The 21,697-nt window shown below is 70.5% G+C and carries 19 protein-coding genes; 17 read left to right on the top strand and 2 right to left on the bottom strand.

Annotated features, from left to right (window positions below; genetic code table 11):
- Nucleotides 1-118: 118 nt before the first annotated feature.
- Entirely contained in the window at nucleotides 119-1,804 is a 1,686-nt protein-coding gene (locus tag ACWCPY_RS22670; RefSeq protein WP_451267628.1) for a hydrogenase maturation protein, read from the top strand.
- A 22-nt stretch (nucleotides 1,805-1,826) separates the two neighbouring features.
- Here ACWCPY_RS22670 and hypB read toward each other — a convergent pair whose 3' ends face one another.
- Nucleotides 1,827-2,618 carry a hydrogenase nickel incorporation protein HypB gene (gene hypB / locus ACWCPY_RS22665; RefSeq protein WP_451267626.1) on the bottom strand — a complete coding sequence of 264 codons (792 nt, stop codon included), beginning with the start codon at nucleotides 2,616-2,618 and terminating at the stop codon, nucleotides 1,827-1,829.
- Between the two features lie 3 nt (nucleotides 2,619-2,621).
- Nucleotides 2,622-2,951 (bottom strand): hydrogenase maturation nickel metallochaperone HypA/HybF, encoded by a 330-nt coding sequence (locus ACWCPY_RS22660; protein WP_451267624.1) that lies wholly within the window; start codon nucleotides 2,949-2,951, stop codon nucleotides 2,622-2,624.
- A 258-nt stretch (nucleotides 2,952-3,209) separates the two neighbouring features.
- Between ACWCPY_RS22660 and ACWCPY_RS22655 the strand changes: the two genes are divergently transcribed.
- The 16 genes from ACWCPY_RS22655 to ACWCPY_RS22580 all read left to right on the top strand — a co-directional run bounded on the left by ACWCPY_RS22655 (nucleotide 3,210) and on the right by ACWCPY_RS22580 (nucleotide 21,649).
- Nucleotides 3,210-4,265, top strand: a complete 1,056-nt coding sequence (locus ACWCPY_RS22655; protein WP_451267622.1) for an NADH-quinone oxidoreductase subunit B family protein — start codon at nucleotides 3,210-3,212, stop codon at nucleotides 4,263-4,265.
- A gap of 45 nt (nucleotides 4,266-4,310) precedes the next feature.
- Nucleotides 4,311-6,104, top strand: coding sequence for a nickel-dependent hydrogenase large subunit (locus tag ACWCPY_RS22650; protein ID WP_451267620.1), 1,794 nt, complete (start codon nucleotides 4,311-4,313; stop codon nucleotides 6,102-6,104).
- Nucleotides 6,104-7,048: a NifU family protein gene (locus tag ACWCPY_RS22645; protein ID WP_451267618.1), complete on the top strand. Its 945-nt coding sequence runs from the start codon at nucleotides 6,104-6,106 to the stop codon at nucleotides 7,046-7,048. Before ACWCPY_RS22650 ends, ACWCPY_RS22645 begins: the two co-directional genes overlap by 1 nt.
- The gene (locus tag ACWCPY_RS22640; RefSeq protein ID WP_451267617.1) at nucleotides 7,045-7,698 is read left to right on the top strand and encodes a DUF5947 family protein; all 654 of its coding nucleotides are present in this window, start codon (nucleotides 7,045-7,047) and stop codon (nucleotides 7,696-7,698) included. The genes ACWCPY_RS22645 and ACWCPY_RS22640 overlap by 4 nt, the downstream gene beginning before the upstream one ends.
- On the top strand, nucleotides 7,695-8,336 hold the full coding sequence (locus tag ACWCPY_RS22635) for a DUF6084 family protein (RefSeq protein WP_451267615.1): 642 nt from the start codon (nucleotides 7,695-7,697) through the stop codon (nucleotides 8,334-8,336). Before ACWCPY_RS22640 ends, ACWCPY_RS22635 begins: the two co-directional genes overlap by 4 nt.
- Nucleotides 8,333-9,736, top strand: coding sequence for a hypothetical protein (locus ACWCPY_RS22630; protein WP_451267613.1), 1,404 nt, complete (start codon nucleotides 8,333-8,335; stop codon nucleotides 9,734-9,736). Before ACWCPY_RS22635 ends, ACWCPY_RS22630 begins: the two co-directional genes overlap by 4 nt.
- A complete protein-coding gene (locus ACWCPY_RS22625; protein WP_370804632.1) occupies nucleotides 9,733-9,852 on the top strand; it encodes a DUF6893 family small protein in 120 nt (39 codons plus the stop codon). The genes ACWCPY_RS22630 and ACWCPY_RS22625 overlap by 4 nt, the downstream gene beginning before the upstream one ends.
- A 35-nt stretch (nucleotides 9,853-9,887) precedes the next feature.
- Nucleotides 9,888-10,100 carry a hypothetical protein gene (locus ACWCPY_RS22620; RefSeq protein WP_451267611.1) on the top strand — a complete coding sequence of 71 codons (213 nt, stop codon included), beginning with the start codon at nucleotides 9,888-9,890 and terminating at the stop codon, nucleotides 10,098-10,100.
- A gap of 6 nt (nucleotides 10,101-10,106) precedes the next feature.
- The gene (locus ACWCPY_RS22615) at nucleotides 10,107-10,637 is read left to right on the top strand and encodes a hydrogenase maturation protease (RefSeq protein ID WP_451267609.1); all 531 of its coding nucleotides are present in this window, start codon (nucleotides 10,107-10,109) and stop codon (nucleotides 10,635-10,637) included.
- 2 nt (nucleotides 10,638-10,639) lie between these two features.
- Nucleotides 10,640-13,192: a carbamoyltransferase HypF gene (hypF, locus tag ACWCPY_RS22610; protein ID WP_451267607.1), complete on the top strand. Its 2,553-nt coding sequence runs from the start codon at nucleotides 10,640-10,642 to the stop codon at nucleotides 13,190-13,192.
- Nucleotides 13,193-13,249: 57 nt separating this feature from the next.
- Nucleotides 13,250-13,546: a HypC/HybG/HupF family hydrogenase formation chaperone gene (locus ACWCPY_RS22605; RefSeq protein WP_329820740.1), complete on the top strand. Its 297-nt coding sequence runs from the start codon at nucleotides 13,250-13,252 to the stop codon at nucleotides 13,544-13,546.
- Nucleotides 13,543-14,646 (top strand): hydrogenase formation protein HypD, encoded by a 1,104-nt coding sequence (hypD, locus tag ACWCPY_RS22600; protein WP_451267605.1) that lies wholly within the window; start codon nucleotides 13,543-13,545, stop codon nucleotides 14,644-14,646. The genes ACWCPY_RS22605 and hypD overlap by 4 nt, the downstream gene beginning before the upstream one ends.
- A gap of 17 nt (nucleotides 14,647-14,663) precedes the next feature.
- Entirely contained in the window at nucleotides 14,664-15,743 is a 1,080-nt protein-coding gene (gene hypE, locus ACWCPY_RS22595) for a hydrogenase expression/formation protein HypE (RefSeq protein ID WP_451267641.1), read from the top strand.
- On the top strand, nucleotides 15,744-16,520 hold the full coding sequence (locus ACWCPY_RS22590; RefSeq protein WP_451267603.1) for a DUF6390 family protein: 777 nt from the start codon (nucleotides 15,744-15,746) through the stop codon (nucleotides 16,518-16,520).
- A gap of 813 nt (nucleotides 16,521-17,333) precedes the next feature.
- Complete coding sequence (locus ACWCPY_RS22585; RefSeq protein ID WP_451267601.1) at nucleotides 17,334-19,766, top strand: endonuclease/exonuclease/phosphatase family protein; 2,433 nt, start codon at nucleotides 17,334-17,336, stop codon at nucleotides 19,764-19,766.
- Between the two features lie 104 nt (nucleotides 19,767-19,870).
- Complete coding sequence (locus ACWCPY_RS22580; protein WP_451267599.1) at nucleotides 19,871-21,649, top strand: condensation domain-containing protein; 1,779 nt, start codon at nucleotides 19,871-19,873, stop codon at nucleotides 21,647-21,649.
- Nucleotides 21,650-21,697 lie beyond the last annotated feature (48 nt).

The following is a 21,697-nucleotide window of genomic DNA, read 5'->3' as shown; positions in this document are numbered from 1 at the left end:
CCGTCCGCTCTGTGCGCTTCGAGTGAATTCCCGGCATGTTCCCGCCGGGTGAGTTCCGCTGAGCAGGAGTCCACACCCACGCTCGATCAGGACGGACCGCAGCCACCGGGAGATCGCCGTGCACATCCTGCTTGTCGCAAGCGCCTTCAACAGCCTTACCCAACGCGTCCAGGCGGAGCTGAGGGACCACGGGCACTCCGTCGCCGTGCAGCTCGCGCACGAGGAGGACCCGGTCCGGGAAGCCGTCCGCCGGGAGTGCCCGGACCTTGTTGTGGCGCCGTACCTGAAGACCGCGATCCCGAGGGACGTCTGGTCGGTCCACACCTGTCTCGTCGTCCATCCGGGGCCGGTCGGCGACCGCGGGCCCTCCTCCCTGGACTGGGCCGTCCACGAGGGAGCGGACCGCTGGGGCGTCACCGTGCTTCAGGCGAACGCGGAGATGGACGCGGGTGACGTCTGGGCGTCCGTGACCTGTCCGCTGCCCCCGGTGGGCAAGAGCGACCTGTACCGCAACGAGATCTCGGACGCCGCCATGGAGGCGGTGCTCCTGGCGGTCGGACGTTTCGCGTCGGGGACGTACGCCCCGGCACCGCAGGCCTCCGGCGCCATCGAAGGCTGCCGCCCCCCGTTCCGGCAGTCGCTGCGTCGCATCGACTGGCGGTCGGACTCCACCGCGACAGCGGTCCGCAAGCTCAGGGCGGCGGACTCCCAGCCCGGTGTGCTCGACGAGTTGCTGGGCGGCGAGTGGTTCCTGCACGGCGGGTATCCCGAGTCCCGGCTGGGCGGGCGTCCGGGGGATGTGGTGGCCACCCGGGACGGCGCGATCTGCCGGGCGACCGTCGACGGCGCGGTGTGGATTCCCGAGCTGCGGCCACGGCGGGCGCCGGGCGGCCCGGCCACCTTCAAACTCCCCGCCGCCTCGGCGCTGGCCGGGCGGCTGTCCGCCGTGCCCGAGCGGCCGGCTCCGCTGCACCGGACCGAGAACGACGGCACCTGGTCCGAGATCGGCTACCGGGAGGAGGCCGGGACCGGCTTCCTGTCGTTCTCGTTCCGCGGCGGCGCGATGAGCACGGCGCAGTGTCAACGCCTTTTGCACGCCTACCGGTTCGCCTGCTCCCGGCCCACCTCGGTGCTGGTCGTCGGCGGTGGCCGGGACTTCTTCTCCAACGGCATCCACCTCAATGTGATCGAGGCGGCGGCCGATCCCGGCGCCGAGTCCTGGGCCAACATCAATGCCATGGACGACCTGGTCGAGGCGGTGCTGACCACCACGGACCGGCTCGTCGTCGCCGCGCTCGCCGGGAACGCCGCGGCGGGCGGGATGATGCTGGCCCTCGCCGCCGACGAGGTGTGGTGCAGGGCGGGCGCGGTCTTCAATCCGCACTACCGCCTGATGGGGCTGTACGGATCGGAGTACTGGACGTACACACTGCCGCGGCGGGTGGGTGCGGCGGCGGCCGGCCGGCTCATGCGGGACGCCCTGCCGGTCAGCTCCACCACGGCCCACCGGCTCGGGCTGATCGACAGGGTGATCCCGTGCACCCCTCAGTCGTTCGCGTCGGAGGTCGGCGCCCTGGCATCCCGCCTGGCAGCCCTGCCCGCGACGCAGTCCCGGATCCACGCGAAGAAGGAGGAGCGGGACCGGGTCGACCTGGCCCCGTACCGGGAGGCCGAACTCGCCCGCATGCACCGCATCTTCGCGGACCCGCACCACCCGTACCACGGGCTGCGCCGGGCCTTCGTCCGCAAGGAGCGCCCCACGACCGGCACCGCGGTCCCGCAGCCCCTGCTCCCCCGGGACTGAGCGCGGTCCGGCGGCGGAGCGGCTACCGCTGCTCCGCCAGCCAGTCGTACCACTGGGCCAGGCCCTCGCCGGTGGTCGCGGAGACCGTCAGCACGCGCACGTCCGGGTTCACCGAGCGCGCGTGCCGCTCGCACTGCTCCACGTCGAAGTCGACATAGGGCAGCAGATCGGACTTGTTGATCAGGATCAGATCGGCGGCGGCGAACATGTACGGGTACTTCAGCGGCTTGTCCGTGCCCTCGGTGACCGAGATGATCACGACCTTGCTGCGCTCCCCGAGGTCGAACAGGGCGGGGCACACCAGGTTCCCGACGTTCTCCACCATGAGCAGCGAACCCTCGGCCGGGGACAGCGCCGTGAGGGCGTCCCGCATCATCTCCGCGTCGAGGTGGCATCCCGCTCCCGTGTTCACCTGCACCACGGCGCAGCCCGTACGCCTGATCCGGTCGGCGTCGAGCCTCGTCTCCTGATCGCCCTCGACGACGGCCACCGGCCGACGGCCGCCGAGGTCGGTGACGGCGCGTTCCAACAGGGTCGTCTTGCCTGCGCCCGGCGAGCTCATCACGTTCACGGCCACGACGCCGCGGTCGCCCATCCACGTCCGGTTGCGCTCCGCGAGCAGGTCGTTCTTGGCGAGTACCCTCTGCTCGATGGTGACGGTCTCACCGGCTCCATCCGGCTGACGACGCCCGTGCGGATGAGGGTGCGGATCCGGATGCGGATGCGGATGTCCGTGGTCCGGTGCACCGTCCTCCCGCAGCATCACGATCCTGGTCCCGCCGGACTCCTCGGCACAGCCGCAGGTACCGCACATGGTTCAGCCCACTTCCATGGAGACGATCTGCAGTTCCTGTCCCGATGTGATCTCCACATCCGCGCTGCCGCAGGGACACAGCAGAATCAGGTCGGTCAAGGTGAATGCGACGGCACAGGTGCGGCAGCGGCCGGCGCCGGGCGGCTGGTCGATCTCCAACCGCGCGCCCTCGGCGGCCGTCCCCTCCGTGACCAGGCCGAAGCAGAACCGCATCGAGTCGGCGACCACGGCCGTGAGCACGCCGACGCGGACGCGGACCGACCGAACCGGACGCCCCCCGGCGCGTTCGCACACCGCGTCGACGACACTCTGTGTGATGGCCAGCTCGTGCACCGGTGCTCGTCCTTCCGCGGGTGGCTCCGACCGTAGGGCCACGGAAGCACCGTGGCGCCGTCCGACGGGACCGGTCCCCCGTCCGGATCACCCGAGCGGTCGACCGCATGCCGTCATTCGGGCCCCGGTGACGAGGCGGAGCGGCGAATTCCCCTGTTGCCGAGGCTCGCGAATCGAGGCGTGATGGTAGCAATGTGCGCATACCCACCTGTGGGGGCCGACGGTCGGTAGGCCGTCATCCTGAAAGGCGGCGATTCCATGCCGACAGAGGAAGCGGTAAAGGCGGAGGACACACTGATCCACGTCCTGTGGATCAACGCAGGACTGAGCTGTGACGGCGATTCCGTCTCCCTGACCGCCGCCACGCAGCCGAGCATCGAGGAGATCGCGCTCGGTGCCCTGCCGGGACTTCCGCAGGTCGCCGTCCACTGGCCGCTCATCGATTTCGAATGCGGTCCGAACGGCGGCGCCGACGATTTCCTCGAATGGTTCTTCAAGGCCGATCGCGGAGAACTGGAACCGTTTGTTCTCGTGGTCGAGGGATCCATTCCGAACGAACGGCTGCACGACGAGGGTTACTGGTGCGGGTTCGGCAACGACCCCGCCACCGGCCAGCCGATGACGACCAGCGAGTGGCTCGACCGGCTGGCTCCGAAGGCGACCGCGGTCGTCGCGGTCGGCACCTGCGCGACGTACGGCGGCATCCACGCCATGGCGGGCAACCCGACCGGCGCAATGGGGGTCCCCGACTACCTGGGCTGGGACTGGAAGTCCAAGGCCGGCATCCCGATCGTGTGCGTCCCCGGGTGTCCGATCCAGCCGGACAACCTCTCGGAGACGCTCACCTACCTGCTCTACATGGCCACCGACCAGGCACCGATGATCCCGCTCGACGACGCGCTGCGGCCGAAGTGGCTGTTCGGGTCCACGGTCCACGAGGGCTGTGACCGAGCCGGGTACTACGAGCAGGCCGACTTCGCGACGGAGTACGGCTCGCCGAAGTGCATCGTCAAGCTGGGCTGCTGGGGCCCCGCGGTCAAGTGCAATGTGCCCAAGCGCGGCTGGATGAACGGCATCGGCGGCTGCCCCAACGTCGGCGGCATCTGCATCGGCTGCACCATGCCCGGGTTCCCGGACAAGTTCATGCCGTTCATGGACGAGCCCCCCGGCGGAAAGCTCTCGACCAACGCGGTCGGGCCGTACGGGTCGACGATTCGGCGGCTGCGCAGTCTCACCACCCACGCCCTGGACCGCGAACCGAAATGGCGTAGGCCCGGCAGGAAACTCACGACCGGCGCCACACGCACCTGGTGAATGACCGCGTACATCACCTCAACGGACAGAAAGAAGAGGCGGCCAATGACCGCGACGCAGCACAAAGGTGCCGGAGGCGGCCAGGGCAAGAACGACCTGGTCGAAATGGCGTGGGATCCCATTACCCGGATCGTCGGCAGCCTGGGGATCTACACGAAGATCGACTTCAAACAGAAGGTGGTCGCCGAGTGCCACAGCACCAGTTCCATCTTCCGGGGCTATTCGGTCTTCATGAAGGGAAAGGACCCGCGGGACGCGCACTTCATCACGAGTCGCATCTGCGGAATCTGCGGTGACAACCACGCCACGTGTTCCTGCTACACGCAGAACATGGCGTACGGGGTGAAGCCACCGCACCTCGGCGAGTGGATCGTGAATCTCGGCGAGGCCGCGGAGTACATGTTCGACCACAACATCTTCCAGGAGAACCTGGTCGGGGTCGACTACTGCGAGAAGATGGTCGCGGAGACCAACCCCGGCGTGCTGGAACAGGCCAACCGCACCCCCTCCCCGCACGCCGACGCACACGGGTACCGGACGATCGGCGACATCATGCGATCGCTGAACCCGTTCACCGGCGAGTTCTACCGCGAGGCGCTCCAGGTCAGCCGGATGACCCGGGAGATGTTCTGCCTGATGGAGGGCCGGCACGTCCACCCCTCCACGCTCTATCCCGGCGGGGTCGGCACCGTGGCGACCATCCAGCTGATGACGGACTACATCACCCGCCTCCAGCGGTACGTGGAGTTCATGAAGAAGGTCGTGCCGATGCACGACGATCTCTTCGACTTCTTCTACGAAGCCCTGCCGGGGTACGAGCAGGTCGGCAACCGGCGCATCCTGCTGGGCTGCTGGGGCTCCTTCCAGGACCCGGAGCACTGCAACTTCGCGTACAAGGACATGACCGACTGGGGCCGGAAGATGTACGTCACCCCCGGTGTCGTCGTCGACGGGAAGCTGGTCACCACCGACCTGGTGAAGATCAACCTCGGCATCCGGATCCTGCTCGGTTCGTCGTACTACAACGACTGGGACGAGCAGGAGACGTTCGTCTCCCACGACCCACTCGGCAATCCGGTCGACCGGCGCCACCCCTGGAACCAGCACACCAACCCGCAGCCGCAGAAGCGGGACCTGGACGACAAGTACAGCTGGGTCATGTCACCCCGGTGGTTCGACGGCAAGGACTACCTGGCGCTCGACACGGGCGGCGGGCCGCTCGCGCGACTGTGGACCACCGCGCTGGCCGGTCTGGTCGACATCGGCTACATCCAGGCCACCGGCCACAGCGTCAAGATCAACCTCCCCAAGACCGCCCTCAAGGGGCCGGTGGAGCTGGAGTGGCACGTCCCGAAGTGGAGCAACACCATCGAGCGCAACCGGGCGCGCAGCTACTTCCAGGCCTACGCGGCAGCCTGCGCGCTTCACTTCGCGGAGAAGGCTCTCGTGGAGATCCGCTCCGGGAACACCAAGACCTGGGAGAAGTTCGAGGTGCCCGAGGAGGGCGTGGGCTGCGGGTTCACCGAGGCGGTCCGCGGTGTCCTCTCCCACCACATGGTGATCCGGGACGGCAAGATCGCGAACTACCACCCGTACCCGCCGACTCCGTGGAACGCGAGCCCCCGTGACACGTACGGCACGCCCGGCCCCTACGAGGACGCCGTGCAGGGGCAGCCGATCTTCGAGGAGAACGACCGGGAGCACTTCAAGGGCATCGACATCATGCGCACGGTGCGCAGCTTCGACCCCTGTCTGCCCTGCGGTGTGCACATGTATCTCGGCGAGGGCAAGAAGCTGGAGCTCCTGCACTCCCCCACCCAGTCCGCGGGCAGCGAGTGATGGCGCAGGAGGATTCCCCGGCCACGCCCGACTGGCGGACCGCCGGTGAACGCATCGACACCCTGATCGCCGCCAGCGGCTCGGGCGGCGCGGTCGCCCGCGAACGCAGCGAGGAACTGGTCCGGCTCGTCACCGACTTCTACGGTGCCGGGCTGGAACGGCTGCTCGGCCTCGTGCACGAGCAGGGGCGGCTGGACGACGACGTCCTGGCCGCCCTGGCCGACGACGAGCTGGTGGCCGGCGTCCTGCTGGTGCACGGGCTGCATCCCTACGGTGTGGAGACCCGGGTCGAGCGGGCGCTGGAGAGCGTACGACCGTATCTGGGGTCGCACGGCGGTGATGTGGAGCTGCTCGCCGTCACCGACGAGGGCACCGTCCGGTTGAGGCTGCTGGGCAGTTGTGACGGCTGCCCGTCGTCCTCGGTCACGCTCAAGCTGGCCGTGCAGGGTGCTGTGGAGGCGGCGGCGCCGGAGATCACCTCGATCGAGGTCGAGACCGCGGCCGACGAGGACGCAGGGGCGGCGGGGCCGCTGGTCCTGGTGGACTCGCTGTTCGCCCGGCTGCACGCGGAGTCCGGGACGGCCGGTGACGACGGCGCCTCGTGGGAGGTCGTGCCGGAGCTGTCGGGGCTGGAGTCCGGCGCCGTGGCCCGGTTCGGTGTCGGCAGGATGCCGGTGGTGGCCTGCCGGGTGGGCACGGATCTCTTCGCCTTCGAGGACCGGTGCGCGCGCTGCGAGCAGCCGTTCGAGGGGGCCACGCTGGCGCGGCGGCTGGGCGGTTTGGCCGGGGACGCGATCCTGCGCTGTGCCGGGTGTCGTGCGCACTACGACGTACGGCGGGCCGGGATCTGCCTCGACGGGGACGATGCGCACCTGGCGCCGCTGCCCCTGCTGTCGGACGGTGCCGCGGTCTCGGTGTCGGTTCCCGCGGCGGTGGCGCCGTGATCGCGTCGGGCCGTTCCGCCTCGCCGGCCTCCACCCTGCTGCGGCTCAGGCGCAACCGGCCGCGACCGCCCGCCGGTGAGCGCTGCGAGATGTGCGCGGAACCGATCGGCGAGAGCCACCCCCATGTGGTGAACCTCGACAGCCGCGCCCTGATGTGCGGCTGCCGGGCCTGCTATCTGCTGTTCACCGACGAGAACGCGGAGCTGCGCTACCGGGCGGTCCCCGAGCGCTATCTGCACTTCGCCGGGCTGACCGTGGACGGGCGTGCCTGGGACGAGTTGCAGATTCCCGTGGGGCTCGCCTTCCTGTTCCGCAACTCCGTCCAGGACCGGATGATCGCGTTCTACCCCGGGCCCGCCGGGGCCACCGAGTCGGAACTGCCGCTGGACGCCTGGGCGGCCGTCGTCGCGTCGAGCCCCGAGCTCGCCGTGCTGCGTCCGGACGTGGAGGCGCTGCTGATCCGGCGTACGGCGGAGAGCGATGGTTCGTGCCATCTGGTGCCGATCGACGCCTGTTACGAGTTGGTGGGGCAACTGCGTTCGCTGTGGCGCGGGTTCGACGGCGGCACCGAGGCCCGTGCCGCGCTGGACGGCTTCTTCGCACGGGTGGCGGAGCGAAGCCGGCCGGCCGCGGGGATCGGGGCGCCGTGAACGACTTCGCGTTCTCCGTGCTCGACGTCGTCGCCGAGCCGTACGCGGCCGCTCCGCAGCTGACCGCGCGGCTGCGGATCGAGGAGCGGACGGGTCGGCGGATCCATGCCATCGCGCTGCACTGTCAGGTCCGCATCGAGCCGCATCGGCGCCATTACGACGAGGCCGAACAGAGCGGCCTGGTAGCGCTGTTCGGCGGCCGGGACCGCTGGACGGACACCCTGAAGCCGTTCCAGTGGATGAGCTGCGACACCACCGTGCAGGGCTTCAGCGGTGCGACCGAGGTCGATCTCCCTCTGCCCTGCACGTACGACTTCGACGTGATCGGTTCCCGCTATCTGCACGCCCTGGGCGAAGGCTCGGTCCCCCTCGCCCTGATGTTCTCCGGCACGGTCTTCACCCGCGGCAGCAAGGGCTTCGGGGTCGAGCAGGTGCCGTGGGACTGCGAGGCCCGGCATCCGATGCCGGTCGAGGTGTGGCGACGCATGGTGGCGGCGCACTACCCGAGCACCGGATGGATCCGGCTGGACCACGAGGTGCTGGCGCGCTTCGCGGACTTCCGGGCCCGGCGCGGGCTGATCAGCTGGGACGAGACGGTCCAGGCCCTCCTGGCCGAGCACGACGAGGTGGTCCTGTGAGCCTTGACCAGGTGCGTTCGATCGCCGATGCCGTCCTGTACGAGGGGTACCTCCTGTACCCGTACCGGGCGAGCTCGCACAAGAACCGGTCGCGCTGGCAGTTCGGGGTCCTCGGTCCGCCGCAGGCCACGGCGGCGAGTTTCGGCGAGGAGCCGGAGATGGAGATGCAGTGCCTGCTGGCACCGCACGACGGGCCGGCCGCCGTCACCGTGCATCTGCGCTTCCTCCAGCTCCAGGTCCGCGAGGTGCGCGGCACGGGCGAGGACGGGGTGGACGTACCGGTCGGACAGCTCATCGTCGACGGGGTGCCGGTGATGTCCTGGGACGAGGCCGTCGAGCGTGAAGTCGTCCTGACCGCACTGCCGTTGGGCGAGGTGGCGGACGCCGTCCACGAGGTCCCGGGCGGCGAGGACACCGAGCCGGTGACCGACGCGCGCGGCGTTCTGGTGGGCCGGATCGTGCGACGGCGGCTGCCGTTGACGGTCCGGGTCCGCACGCGGGCCGTCGTCGACGACGGATACGTGCGCCTCTCGGTGGCGGTGCGCAACGAGCATCCGGAGCCCGTGGCCACCAAGGACGCCGCGATCCGGTCCTCGCTGATCGGCGCGCATCTGCTGCTGCGGGCGCACAACGCCGGGTTCGTCTCGCTGCTCGAACCGCCCGCCGGAGCGGCAGCGGCCGCCGGCCGGTGCCGGCAGCGCAGGTGCTGGCCCGTGCTGGCCGGGCCGAAGGGGACGACGGACACCCTGCTCGGTGCGCCGATCATCCTGTACGACTACCCGGAGGTCGCCGAGCAGAGCCCCGGCGCCCTGTTCGACTCGACCGAGATCGACGAGATCCTGACTCTCCGTGTGATGACCATGACGGAGGAGGAGAAGGCGGAGGCCCGGGCCACCGATCCCCGGGCCCGGGAGATCATCGACCGGTGCGACGGCATGTCGCCCGCCGACCTCCAGCGGCTGCACGGCCTGCTGCGCGACCCGCACCCGCCGGAGCCCGCGGCTCCCGTGGGCCCGGCGGCAGACGTCCGGGATGTGGAACCCGCCGCTTTCGACACCGCGGGCGCGCCCTGGTGGGACCCGGCGGCCGACGCCTCGGTACGGCCCGGCAGCGACGCGGTCGTGATCGACGGGGTCCGGGTGGCCAAGGACAGCCTGGTCCGCGTCCACCCCTCCCGGCGGGCGGACGCGCAGGACCTGTTCTTCGCCGGCCGGGTGGCCCGGGTCACCGCGGTCCTCTCGGACGTGGACGGTGGTACGCACATCGCCCTGGTCCTCGTCGACGACCCCGCCTCGGACCTGCACGACTGGTACGGCCGCTACTTCTACTTCGCGCCCGACGAACTGACACCCCTGAGCGCCGAGGAGACGGCGCTGCACCGAGAGGAGAACCGATCGTGAAGACCCTGGGCATCATCACCGCCGGAGCGGCCGCGGCCGTGGCGGTCGTCGCCGTGGCGGTGGGGATCAGGTCGATCCCCGACATCCGCCGCTACCTGCGCATCCGTTCGATGTGAATCCCGATCCGAGTGACGTGAGTAAGGAGCACCCCATGGCTGAGACACCGGAGAAGCACAGCGGCGTCGAGGAGGAGCCGCAGGAGGAACGGGGCCCGAAGGGATCCCGCGACACCGGCTCGGACCGGCCGTCGGGCGGCCCGGCAGACCGTCCCTCGGGCACCTCGGACGAACAGTCCGACACCTCCGTACACCCGGAGAGGACTCAGGACCCGGATTCGCCCGACCTTCAGTCCGGGGGCGGCTGACCGAGGATGACGAGGGAATCCGACAAGGCCGGCCGGGTGCTGGTCGCGGGCATCGGCAATCTGTTTCTCGGCGACGACGGCTTCGGCCCGGAGGTGGTGCGCCGACTGGCCCGCGACGGGGGGATGCCCCCGCAGGTCCGGGTGGTGGACTACGGCATCCGCGGCATGCATCTCGCGTACGACCTGCTCGACGGGTACGACGCGCTGGTTCTGGTCGACGCGTACCCCGGGGGCGGCGCCCCCGGGGAGGTGACCGTGCTCCGCATCGGCGTGGAGGACCTCGGTTCGGGTGAATTCGACGCACATGGCATGAATCCAGTTTCTGTCCTGGCAAATCTGGATCAATTGGGCGGTACGCTTCCGCTCACCTACCTCGTCGGCTGCACACCCGCCGGAGTAGAGGAGGGCATCGGGCTCGGCGAGGCCGTCGACAGCGCGGTGCCCGAGGCGATGCGGGCAGTGCACACCCTGGTCCGGCAGCTCGCGCCGTCCGTACCGACCGCGTCCGTGAACAGCACCGAACCCCGGAGATCCTGATCATGTGCCTAGGCATTCCTGGCCGCGTCGTGGAGATCGTGGACGGGTATGCGGGCCAGCTGGCTCTGGTGGACGTGGAGGGCGCCAGGCGCCGCGTCAACATCGGCATGCTCGACGAGGCACCCGGTCGCGACGACTGGGTGCTTCTCCACATGGGCTTCGCCGTGGAGCGCATCGACCGGGCGAAGGCCCAGGAGGCCCTGTCGGGACTGGAGATGATGGGCCGCGGCCGGGAGCAGCGGGTCCGGCGCAGATTCGAGGTGCGCGGCGTCGTGCAGGGCGTGGGCTTCCGCCCCTTCGTCTACGTCACCGCTTCGGAGCTGCTGCTCACGGGCTCGGTGACGAACACCGGTGACGGTGTGCTCGCCGAGGTCGAGGGAGCGGCCGGCGCCGTGGAGGAGTTCGGCCGCCGTCTGCGCTCCGACGCCCCTCCGCTCGCGGTCGTCGAGGACGTGCTGACGAGCGAACAGCCGACCCGCGGCGGCACGGGCTTCACCATCGAGCGGTCCAGCGCGTCCGACCGCGCCAGGACGCTGGTCTCGCCCGACATCGCGACCTGCCGGGACTGCCTGGACGAGCTGGGCGATCCGTCGAACCGGCGCTACCGCCACCCGTTCATCACGTGCACGCACTGCGGCCCCCGGTTCACGATCGTCACCGGCCTCCCGTACGACCGGGCCGCCACCACGATGGCGGACTTCGAGATGTGCGGGGCCTGCCGGGCGGAGTACGAGGACCCGCTCGACCGGCGCTTCCACGCCCAGCCGATCGCCTGTCCCGACTGCGGACCGCGGCTCGAACTCGTCGGCAAGCAGGGCGTGGCCCCGTCGCACGACGAGGACGCGCTGCGGACCGCGCGGAAGCTTCTTGCCGAGGGCGCGATCATCGCGGTCAAGGGCCTCGGCGGCTACCACCTGGTGTGCGACGCCCGTGACGACGCGGCCGTGGCGGAACTGCGCCGGCGCAAGCAGCGCGGAGGCAAACCGTTCGCCGTGATGGTGCCGGGCCTCGACGTCGCGCGTGAGCTGGTGACTCTCACGGCGGAGGAGGAGGAGCTCCTGAGCGGTGGGCGCCGGCCGATCGTCCTCCTCCCCCGTCACGCTGCCCGGCGCGGGGCGGGGGTGTCCGACGCCGTGGCGCCCGGCAGCTCCCACCTCGGGCTGCTGCTGCCGTACACCCCGTTGCACGTCCTCCTCTTCGGCATCGGTGACGACTCGCCGGGCCCGGACGCGCTCGTGATGACGTCGGCCAATCTGTCGGGCGAGCCGATCGTCACCGACGACGGCGACGCGTTGACCGCCCTGGCACCGCTGGTCGATGCCTGGCTACGGCACGACCGGCGCATCCATGTGCCGTGCGACGACTCGGTCAGCCGCTGGGCCGCCGGTGCCGAACTGCCGCTGCGCCGCTCGCGCGGATACGCCCCGCTGCCGATCGCGCTGCCCTTCGACGTACCCCCGACGCTCGCCGTGGGCGCCGACCTGAAGAACACCTGCGCGCTGGCCGAGGGCCGCTACGCCTGGCTGAGCCAGCACATCGGCGACATGGACGACCTGTCCACGGTCGATGCCCTGACCCGGACCGAGAGGCATCTGGAGGACCTCACCGGTGTGGCGCCCACCCGGCTGGTGGCCGACCGTCACCCCGGCTACCACTCCGGCGACTGGGCTCGCGCCCACGCGGCCGGGCGGCCGGTCCGCACCGTGCAGCATCACCACGCGCACATCGCCTCCGTGATGGCGGAGCACGGCCTGGGCGCGGACGAGCGCGTGATCGGCATCGCCTTCGACGGCACCGGCCACGGCACCGACGGGGCGGCCTGGGGCGGCGAGGTCCTGGTGGCCGGCTACGCCTCGTTCAGCAGGGCCGCGCACCTGGGTTGCGTACCGCTGGCCGGGGGCGATGCGAGTGTGCTGCGGCCGTACCGGATGGCCCTCGCCCATCTGTACGCGGCCGGCATCCCCTGGGACGAGGACTTGCCCGCGGTCCGTGCCTGCCCGCCCGCCGAACGCGACGTGCTGGCCCATCAGTTCGCGACCGGATTCGGCTGCGTGCCCACGTCGGGCATGGGACGGCTCTTCGACGCGGTCGCGTCCCTGGCCGGCGTCCGGCACATGGTGGCGTACGAGGCGGAGGCAGCCATGGAACTGGAAGGGCTGGCTCGTGGCGCGACAGCCGGCCCCGCGGCTCCGGAGGGCGGCTACCGCTTCGGTATCCGCCCCGGGAAGAAGAAGGAACCCGCCGTCGCGGATCCGGGCCCGGTCGTCCGGGCCGTGGTGTCCGACGTACGGGACGGTGTGCCGGCCGGGATGATCGCCGCACGTTTCCACGCCGCCGTCGCCGCTGTCGCCACCCGCCTCGCGGACCTCTGCCGCACACACACCGGCCTTTCCACCGTGGCGCTGGGCGGCGGCGTCTTCCAGAACGCCGTACTGCTCGAAGCGACCCAACGCGGCCTGACCGAACGGGGCTTCACCGTCCTGCGGCCGCGCCTGCTCCCGCCGAACGACGGCGGGATCGCCCTCGGCCAGCTCGTGATCGCCGCATCGGGCTGACGCCGCCGCACGACCGCACCGCCGTACCTCAAGAGGGATCCACAGAGGAGAGGGACCATGTGTCTGGCTGTTCCGGGGCGTGTCCTCAGTACCGCCGAAGTCGACGGCACCGTGATGGCCGAGGTCGATTTCGGCGGGGTGCACAAGGAGGTGTGCCTCCAGTACATCCCCGATGTGACCGTCGGTGAATACGTCATCGTGCATGTCGGATTCGCCATCCAGCGCCTCGACGAACGGTCGGCCCTGGACACCCTCGCCGACTTCGAACGGCTCGGCATCCTGGCCGAGGAGTTCGAGGACGGCTTCGAACGCGCAGCCCGCCAGGGTGCGTCCCACGAAGGAGCCGGCCGGTGAAGTACCTCGACGAGTTCAGTGACCCCGATGTCGCGAAGAGGCTGATCGACCGGATCCACGCGGCCACCACGCAGAAGTGGGCGCTGATGGAGGTCTGCGGCGGCCAGACGCACTCGATCATCCGGCACGGCATCGACCAACTGCTCCCGGACAGCGTGGAGATGATCCACGGACCGGGATGCCCCGTCTGCGTCACCCCGCTGGAGACCATCGACCGGGCGCTGGCGATCGCCGCCCGCCCCGGTGTCATCTTCTGCTCGTTCGGCGACATGCTGCGCGTGCCCGGCAGCAGCCAGGACCTGTTCTCCGTGAAGAGTGCCGGCGGCGACGTACGCGTGGTGTACTCACCTCTCGACGCATTGAAGCTCGCCCGGGAGAACCCCGACCGCGAAGTCGTCTTCTTCGGGATCGGATTCGAGACCACCGCCCCCGCCAACGCCATGACGGTGTATCAGGCCCAGCGGCTCGGGGTGCGGAACTTCTCCCTGCTGGTGTCCCATGTGCTGGTGCCGCCCGCGATCGCCGCGATCATGGAGTCCTCGACGTGCCGGGTGCAGGCGTTCCTCGCCGCGGGCCATGTGTGCAGTGTGATGGGGACGGCCGAGTACCCGCCGCTGGCCCGGAAGTACAAGGTGCCGATCGTGGTCACCGGCTTCGAGCCGCTGGACATCCTCGAAGGGGTCCGCCGGACCGTCGTCCAGCTGGAGGCGGGCCGGTACGAGGTGGAGAACGCCTATCCCAGGGCGGTGCGCGAGGAGGGCAATGTGCCCGCCATGGAGATGCTCGCCGATGTCTTCGAGGTGACCGACCGGACCTGGCGCGGCATCGGGGCGATTCCGCGCAGCGGCTGGCGGCTCTCCGAGAAGTACCGGGCGTTCGACGCGGAGCAGCGGTTCGAGGTGACGGACATCCACACCGCCGAGTCGTCGCTCTGCCGCTCGGGCGAGGTCCTCCAGGGCCTGATCAAACCGCACCTGTGCGAGGCGTTCGGCAAGGAGTGCACGCCGAGGAACCCGCTCGGCGCGACCATGGTGTCGTCCGAGGGCGCGTGTGCCGCGTACTACACCCACCGCCGCCTGGAACTGGTCGATGCGAAGTGACTGACGCGATGCAGGACATGACCGCCGTGGTGAACGATGTGCCCGACCTCGACTTCGAGGGGTGGGCCTGCCCGGTACCGCTGCGGGACATGCCGTCCGTCGTCATGGGCCACGGGGGCGGCGGCGCGATGTCCGGTGAGCTGATCGAGCACCTCTTCCTGCCCGCGTACGGTGCCGCGGCCGCCGCCGACCTCGGTGACTCGGCCGTCCTGACGGTGGGCTCCGGCACCCGTCTCGCCTTCTCCACGGACTCGTTCGTGGTGAAGCCGATGTTCTTCCCCGGCGGGTCGATCGGCGACCTGGCGGTGAACGGCACGGTCAACGACCTGGCCATGTCGGGTGCGACGCCCCTGTTCCTGTCCACCGCCTTCATCCTCGCGGAGGGCACCGCGCTGAGCGACCTCGGCCGGATCGCGCAGGCCGTGGGCCGGGCCGCCGAGGACGCCGGCGTACGCCTGGTCACCGGGGACACGAAGGTCGTGGAGCACGGCAGTGGTGACGGCGTCTACCTCAACACCTCGGGCATCGGTGTGGTCCCTCCCGGTGTCGACATCCACGCGCGCCGGGCTCTCCCCGGCGACGCCGTGCTCGTCAGCGGCGACATCGGCGTGCACGGTGTGGCCGTGATGAGCTGCCGGGAGGGCCTCGAGTTCGGTACGACGGTGGAGAGCGACACCGCCCCGCTGCACGGACTGGTCGCCGCCATGCTCGCCACCGGCACCGACCTGCGCGTGCTCCGGGACCCCACGCGCGGAGGCGTCTCGGCCTCGCTGAACGAGATCGCCCGCGCCTCGGACGTGGGCATCGAACTGGTGGAGCGGCTGCTTCCCGTACCGCCCACGGTGCGCGACGCGTGCAGCCTGCTCGGGCTCGACCCGCTCCAAGTGGCCAACGAGGGCAAGCTGATCGCGATCGTCCCGGCCGAGGACGCGGACCGGGTGCTGGCCGCCATGCGGGCCCATCCCCTGGGCCGGTCCGCCTGCCGGATCGGCAGCTGCGTGCCGGATCACGCCGGGATGGTCGTGGCGAGGACGGGGCTGGGCGGGAGCCGGGTGATCGGGCTGCCGATCGGCGAACAACTACCGAGGATCTGCTGAGTGAGTGCCGAGGGCGCGCTGCTGTTCGCGCGATACGCCTACCCGCCCAACGAGCTCGGCTACTGCGGCCCGGCCGACGCGGCGGCCCTCCTGCGCCGTGACGCGACCGCCGACATCGAGCGGCGCGCCCGGCAGTTCGAGGGGGCCTGGTGCTATCTCCAGTTCCTCGCGGAGACGGCGGGGCTGGCGGACCCGCTCGACGTGCGGGTGGTCGAGGCGTACTGGATCGGCAACGAACTGCTGGACCGGGCCGATCCCGCCGCTCTGGTGGAGCGCATGACCGACCGGTTCCGGGGGCAGCTCGGCGGCACCTGGCGCGACGCCGGACGGCGCGCCCTGGCCCATCACAGCTTCCAGGTGTTCGAGGTGTATCCGTGGGCCCCGCTCCTGCGGTCGATGGGCCATCCGACCGCCCTGTCCGTGCTCGACCAGTGCCGCGTCCGTACGGGAGTGGTCGTGGCCGCCGACAGGGACATCGCGACCGTGCGGTCACGCCCGCTGTGCTGGAACGGTGCGGTGCTGACCGACGGCGCGTGGCGGGAGGAGACCGTACGCTGCTCGGCCGGCGGACTGACGCTGCTCGACGGTCTCTCCGCGGGCGACCGGGTGGCACTGCACTGGGACTGGGTGTGCGATGTGATCGACGACGAACAGGCCCGGCGCATCGAGTTCATCGAGGCGCGCCGGCGCACGGACTTGGGCCTGGCTTCCTCCGAGCCGGGTGTCGCCCGCCACAACGCGCCCCCTCTGATCGCCGATGGCTCCGTCGATTCCTGACGCGGTCGGCCGGTGTGACCACGGCGCCCCCGCCAGGTCGGTGATCTTGCGGGTGTGATGGAGCGGTTCAGCGCCTGGCGTGGTGGCGCCACCACTGGCGGGAGGTTGCCGGGGCCGCGTAGGATCCGGTCGGTCCTGGAAGGGACCTGTCGGCCCTGCAGGTCGTGGAGGCCGTGAGGAAGCTCTCGATGCCTCAGGTGCCGCACACTTCACACAGGAGCGGTCACGAATCCCATGGGGGGACCAGGTTCTGGTGTCAGCGCTCCCGACCATCATTGTCGTGTTCTTCCTCGTCGCGCTGGTGGCATGGATCGTATCCGCGGTGGTGGGCGGCCGGAAGGACAACGGCGGAGGCGGCAACTGACCGCGGGAAGAGTTCCCCCCTGGGACGGTGCCCGATGTGGTGAGTCGGGTCCACGCTGTCCATGAGGGGCGGCGGCAGGGCATTCGCGAGGGATCTCGGTCAGCCCGGGAAGCTCGGCGGAGCCTGCCGAATGGCATTGTCGACACGCAGAGGTCGCCACCGCGCCGCTGCCCGGCGGTTCGGCGCGCTCTCCACCCGCGTGACGAGGGTCCGATTCCGGTGCACGTCCCGGCCCGACCTGCGGGAACAACGAGCGAACAAGCAGGCACGGTGAGGAGAAGTTCATGTCCGAAGCCTTGTTACGCCATGTTCTACGCGCGTATCTTCAGCTTCTGGATCTGTGCGAGACGCCCTCAAGCGTCCCCCGCCACCACTTTGACGAACCCTCACTGGCCCTGGCGCCGCTGTGGCGACCGGGCCGTTTCCTGCCATGAAGGAGTGCCGCAACGGTGCCCAGCCCCCTCCCCGCCCGCCGCTCCCGCCGCGCACTGCTGCGCGCCACCCTGCCCGCCGCGGTCACCGCGTCGCTGGTGCTCGTCCCGCTGCCCGGTGCGGTCGCCACCCCGTCCGCGGGCGCGGTCATCGCCGAGGTGTACGGCGGTGGCGGCAACTCCGGCGCGACGCTGAAGAATGACTTCATCGAACTCGCCAACCCGTCCGGGGCCGCCTTCGGCCTGGCCGGCTACAGCGTGCAGTACCTGCCGGGCACCCCCGGCGCCAGCAGCAAGTGGGGGGTCACCCCGCTGAGCGGCGCGGTCGCCGCCGGCGCCCGCTACCTGGTCACCGAGGCGGCGGGCACGGGCGGCACCGTGGACCTGCCGACCGCCGACGCCGTCGGCAGCCTGGCCCTGTCCGCCACCACGGGCACCATCGCGTTCGTCAACGGCACCGACGCGCTGACCTGCAAGACCGCCGCGGACTGCGCCGCCGACCCGCGCGTCGTCGATCTGGTGGGCTTCGGCACCGCCGTGGTCCACGAGGGCTCCGGCGCCGCCCCCGGCGCCTCCAACAGCGCCTCGGTGGCCCGCGCCGCGTCTCTCGCCGACACCGACGACAACGCCGCCGACTTCCAGGGCGGCGAGCCCACCCCGGTCAACAGCAAGGGCGAAACCGTCCCCGGAGGCGGCTCCGGCGGGGGCGACACCGGCCCGACCGAGCCCGGCACGGTGCGCGTCCACGACATCCAGGGCGCCACCCGCGTCTCGCCGCTGGCCGGCAAGACGGTCGCGGGTGTCCCCGGCATCGTCACCGGCGTCCGTACGTACGGCACCAAGGGCTTCTGGATGCAGGACCCGAACCCGGACGCCGATCCGGCCACCAGCGAGGGCGTCTTCGTCTACACCGGCGGTGCCGGCCCGGCCGTCGAGGTCGGCGACTCGGTCCTGGTCACGGCCAAGGTGACCGAGTACTACACGAACAGCTCGGGCGGCTCGCAGTCCCTCACCGAGCTGTCCAACCCCAAGGTCACCGTGGTCTCCTCGGACAACCCGGTGCCCGCCCCGGTGGTGCTGAACGGCTCGGCCGTGCCGGCGGCGTACGTACCGGACGCGGCGGGCGGCTCGATCGAGTCCCTGCCACTGCGGCCCGACACCTACGCGCTCGACCTGTACGAGTCGCTGGAGGGCATGAACGTCGAGGTCCGCGACGTACCGGTGACGCAGGCCAGCAACTCGTACCACGAGCTGTGGGTGAACGCCCGCGAGCAGGACCCGCGTTCGTCCCGCGGCGGTTCCGTGTACCTCGGCTACGACCGGCAGAACTCCGGTCGGCTCATGGTCCAGTCGCTCGGCGCGGCAGCCGACTTCCCGGTCGCAGATGTCGGCGACCGGCTCACCGGCGCCACCGGAGGCCCCCTGGACTACACCAATTTCGGTGGATACGCGGTGCAGGCCACCCGGCTCGGCGCCGTCCAGTCGGGCGGGCTGAAGCGGGAGGTCACCCAGTCCGGCCTGCCGAGCGAGCTCACGATCGGCACGTACAACGTCGAGAACCTCGACCCGAGCGACCCGGACGAGAAGTTCGCCGAACTGGCGGCCGGCGTCGTCACCAACCTGCGCTCACCCGACATCCTGGCCGTGGAGGAGGTCCAGGACGACAACGGCCCGGTCAACGACGGCACGGTCACGGCCGGTGCCACCGTCGCCAAGTTCGTCGAGGCGATCAAGGCGGCCGGCGGCCCCGCCTACGACTGGCGTTCCGTCGACCCGGTGAACGGCAAGGACGGCGGCGAGCCCGGCGGCAACATCCGCCAGGTGTTCCTGTTCAACCCCGACCGCGTTTCCTTCACCGACATACCCGGCGGCGACTCCACTACCGCCGTGGACGTGACCGGCAACGGCAAGCGCGCCTCGCTGACCGTCTCCCCGGGCCGGATCGACCCGGCCAACGAGGCCTGGAACAGCAGCCGCAAGCCACTGGTCGGCCAGTTCAAGTTCCACAACAAGCCGGTCTTCGTGATCGCCAACCACTTCAACAGCAAGGGCGGCGACCAGGGCCTGGACAGCCGCTTCCAGGCCCCGACCCGCAGCTCCGAGGTTCAGCGCGCCAAGCAGGCCGAGGTCGAGCAGGCCTTCGTCGCCAAGCTCCTGGCCGCCGACCCCGGCGCCCGGGTGGTCTCCCTCGGCGACTTCAACGACTACCAGTTCTCGCCCGCGCTCCGGACCCTCACCAAGGGCGGCGTCCTGCGCGACCTGGTGAACGAACTGCCCGCGTCCGAGCGCTACTCGTACGTCTACCAGGGCAACTCGCAGGTGCTCGACCACATCCTGGTCAGTCCCGCGTTCAAGCCGCAGCAGACTCGCTACGACGTCGTCCACATCAACAGCGAGTTCGCCACCCAGGCCTCCGACCACGACCCGCAGGTGGTCCGCGTCAAGCCCTGACCCGGCCCGTCCACCGCTCCCCCGTCCGGTCGCCGACCGGGCGGGGGAGCTCGTTGTTCTGCCAGTGCGTCCACACCTCGGACGGAAGCGGCGCATACCGTTCGATGCACCTCTTCCGATACGCAGCCCGAGCCGGATGGCTCGTCCGTCACCATCCAGGTCGCTTCGCAGGCATCTCGGCCCACCGAGCCAGCAGCGGCGGATTCGCATCCACGGGCTTCAGCGATCGCGCGATCCCGTCGGCGTCCGGTGCCACCGGAAGAGCGCAGACGATCACGGTGCTGCCCGTCGCGCTGGTGTGTTCTCCGCACTCTTCGGGGGGGGGCACCCCGAGGACATCCCCGGCGAACTGCGTGTGGGTGAACGCATCCGGCTCCTTCGGGAGTCGCGGTCCGCCCTGTGGCTCTTGCCGTGATCCCGGCGAGGACCTAGCATCCCCTCTCGATCGACAAAATTGGTCCAGTCCAGTCTGGTTCAAGGCTGAACACCACGTCGGGAGACTCTTGTTGCCCCCGTTCCCGCTCTCTCCGGAACAACGGAGCATGCTCTTCCTGGAAGGCCTCTTCGGTCCCGGGATCTTCCGCAACACGCTCATCGCCCTCCCGCTCCGGCCCGAGATGACCAGGGCCCGGGTCCAGTCCGCGATCACACGTCTGCAGCGGCGGCAGGAGGCGCTGCGCAGCGCCTTGGTCGGGCGTGCGCCCTACCTGCAGCGGATCGAGGCCGTCGACCCTCAGCTGCGCACCGTCATCGCGCGCCCCGGCGAGAGTGCGGGAGACCTGCTGGCCGCCAGAAAAGCCGCTTGCCTGGGGTCGGCACAGGTGCGCGAGATCCCTGGTCGCGCAGAGTACGAACTGATCGAGGACTCGGCCGGGCTGGAGCGGTTCCTGCTGGTGACCCTGGATCACCTCGTCTGCGACGGACATGCCGAGCGAGTCCTGACAGCCGAGCTGACGACCCTGCTTGAGGAAGCGCTCGGGCGGCACGGAGGCGATTCGGGCGAACTTCCGTTGGGTTATCGACAGTTGTGCGAGCAGCGAGTCGATGCCGCGGCGCGTGCCGAGCGCGAGACACGGTACTGGTCCCGCTCCCTGGACCGCCTCGAACCGGTTTCGGGACTGATCCCCCGGCCCGGCGGCGGATCGGCCGCCGGGCCGACAGGCGAACTGTTACTGGGCCAGGTGCAGAAGCTCTATCGTGGGCCGGCCCTGCATACGCTGGTCGGCACCGTCTGCCGAGCCCAAGGGGCCACCGCTTTTTCGGTGTTGGCGGCTCTGACCGCGGCGGCGATCTGGCATCGTGGCGGGCCCCGTACGCTCGCCCTGTTCACGCCGGTCTCGACTCGGCAGCGGTCCGGGTTCGGCGCCGCGGCCGGTTGCTTCGTGCACGACCGTCCGGTGGTCTGCCACATCGATCCCGCCCAGGCCCTGTCGGACTGCTTCAAGTCCGTCATGGGCCAGAATCTGGCCGCTCTCCGCTTCTCCGCGCTGAGCGTCGCGGATCTTGCCTGCGCCGTACCACCCTTGGGCGCGGCGCTGCTTTCCGACGGCATCGACTACGTGCAACTGCACGTCGGAATGCCGGCCGAGGCCGCAGCCGATACGCGTTCCGCCGACGCCGCCACCGGTCGGGTGCCGGCGCCGGACGAACGCGAGCCCCGTGCCCTGGGGCCCTTCCGTCCGGCCCTGGACCTGAGTGTCACCACTCTGCGCTTCGAGTTCACCCCCGAGGCAACGACCGCGCGGGCCTTCTGCGGGGGCCCGCCCGGCGGGCTGGCCGTGGCCGAGGGCCTCGCCGACGACGTGCTGGCACTGCTGGCCGGCGTGCTGCGCAACGCGGATGGCACAGTCGCGGCCCTGGTCGAGAGCTCGTTGCCGCGGTGAGAGCGCGGGCGCGCTCCGGGTACAGCGGTGCCGTAGCGGCGAAAGAGC

The organism is Streptomyces sp. NPDC002403 (assembly GCF_053593015.1).
The sequence above is the reverse complement of the archived record's forward strand: the minus strand, read 5'-3'. Positions and strand labels throughout refer to the sequence as shown.

What these genes read in the sequence shown, in the direction of transcription:
- ACWCPY_RS22645 (WP_451267618.1), top strand. Translation starts at nt 6,104, where the DNA reads ATGGCGCAGGAGGATTCCCCGGCCACGCCCGACTGGCGGACCGCCGGT.
- hypF (WP_451267607.1), top strand. Translation starts at nt 10,640, where the DNA reads ATGTGCCTAGGCATTCCTGGCCGCGTCGTGGAGATCGTGGACGGGTAT.
- ACWCPY_RS22655 (WP_451267622.1), top strand. Translation starts at nt 3,210, where the DNA reads ATGCCGACAGAGGAAGCGGTAAAGGCGGAGGACACACTGATCCACGTC.
- ACWCPY_RS22620 (WP_451267611.1), top strand. Translation starts at nt 9,888, where the DNA reads ATGGCTGAGACACCGGAGAAGCACAGCGGCGTCGAGGAGGAGCCGCAG.
- hypE (WP_451267641.1), top strand. Translation starts at nt 14,664, where the DNA reads ATGACCGCCGTGGTGAACGATGTGCCCGACCTCGACTTCGAGGGGTGG.
- ACWCPY_RS22605 (WP_329820740.1), top strand. Translation starts at nt 13,250, where the DNA reads ATGTGTCTGGCTGTTCCGGGGCGTGTCCTCAGTACCGCCGAAGTCGAC.
- ACWCPY_RS22580 (WP_451267599.1), top strand. Translation starts at nt 19,871, where the DNA reads ATGCACCTCTTCCGATACGCAGCCCGAGCCGGATGGCTCGTCCGTCAC.
- ACWCPY_RS22615 (WP_451267609.1), top strand. Translation starts at nt 10,107, where the DNA reads ATGACGAGGGAATCCGACAAGGCCGGCCGGGTGCTGGTCGCGGGCATC.
- hypB (WP_451267626.1), bottom strand. Translation starts at nt 2,618, where the DNA reads ATGTGCGGTACCTGCGGCTGTGCCGAGGAGTCCGGCGGGACCAGGATC.
- ACWCPY_RS22650 (WP_451267620.1), top strand. Translation starts at nt 4,311, where the DNA reads ATGACCGCGACGCAGCACAAAGGTGCCGGAGGCGGCCAGGGCAAGAAC.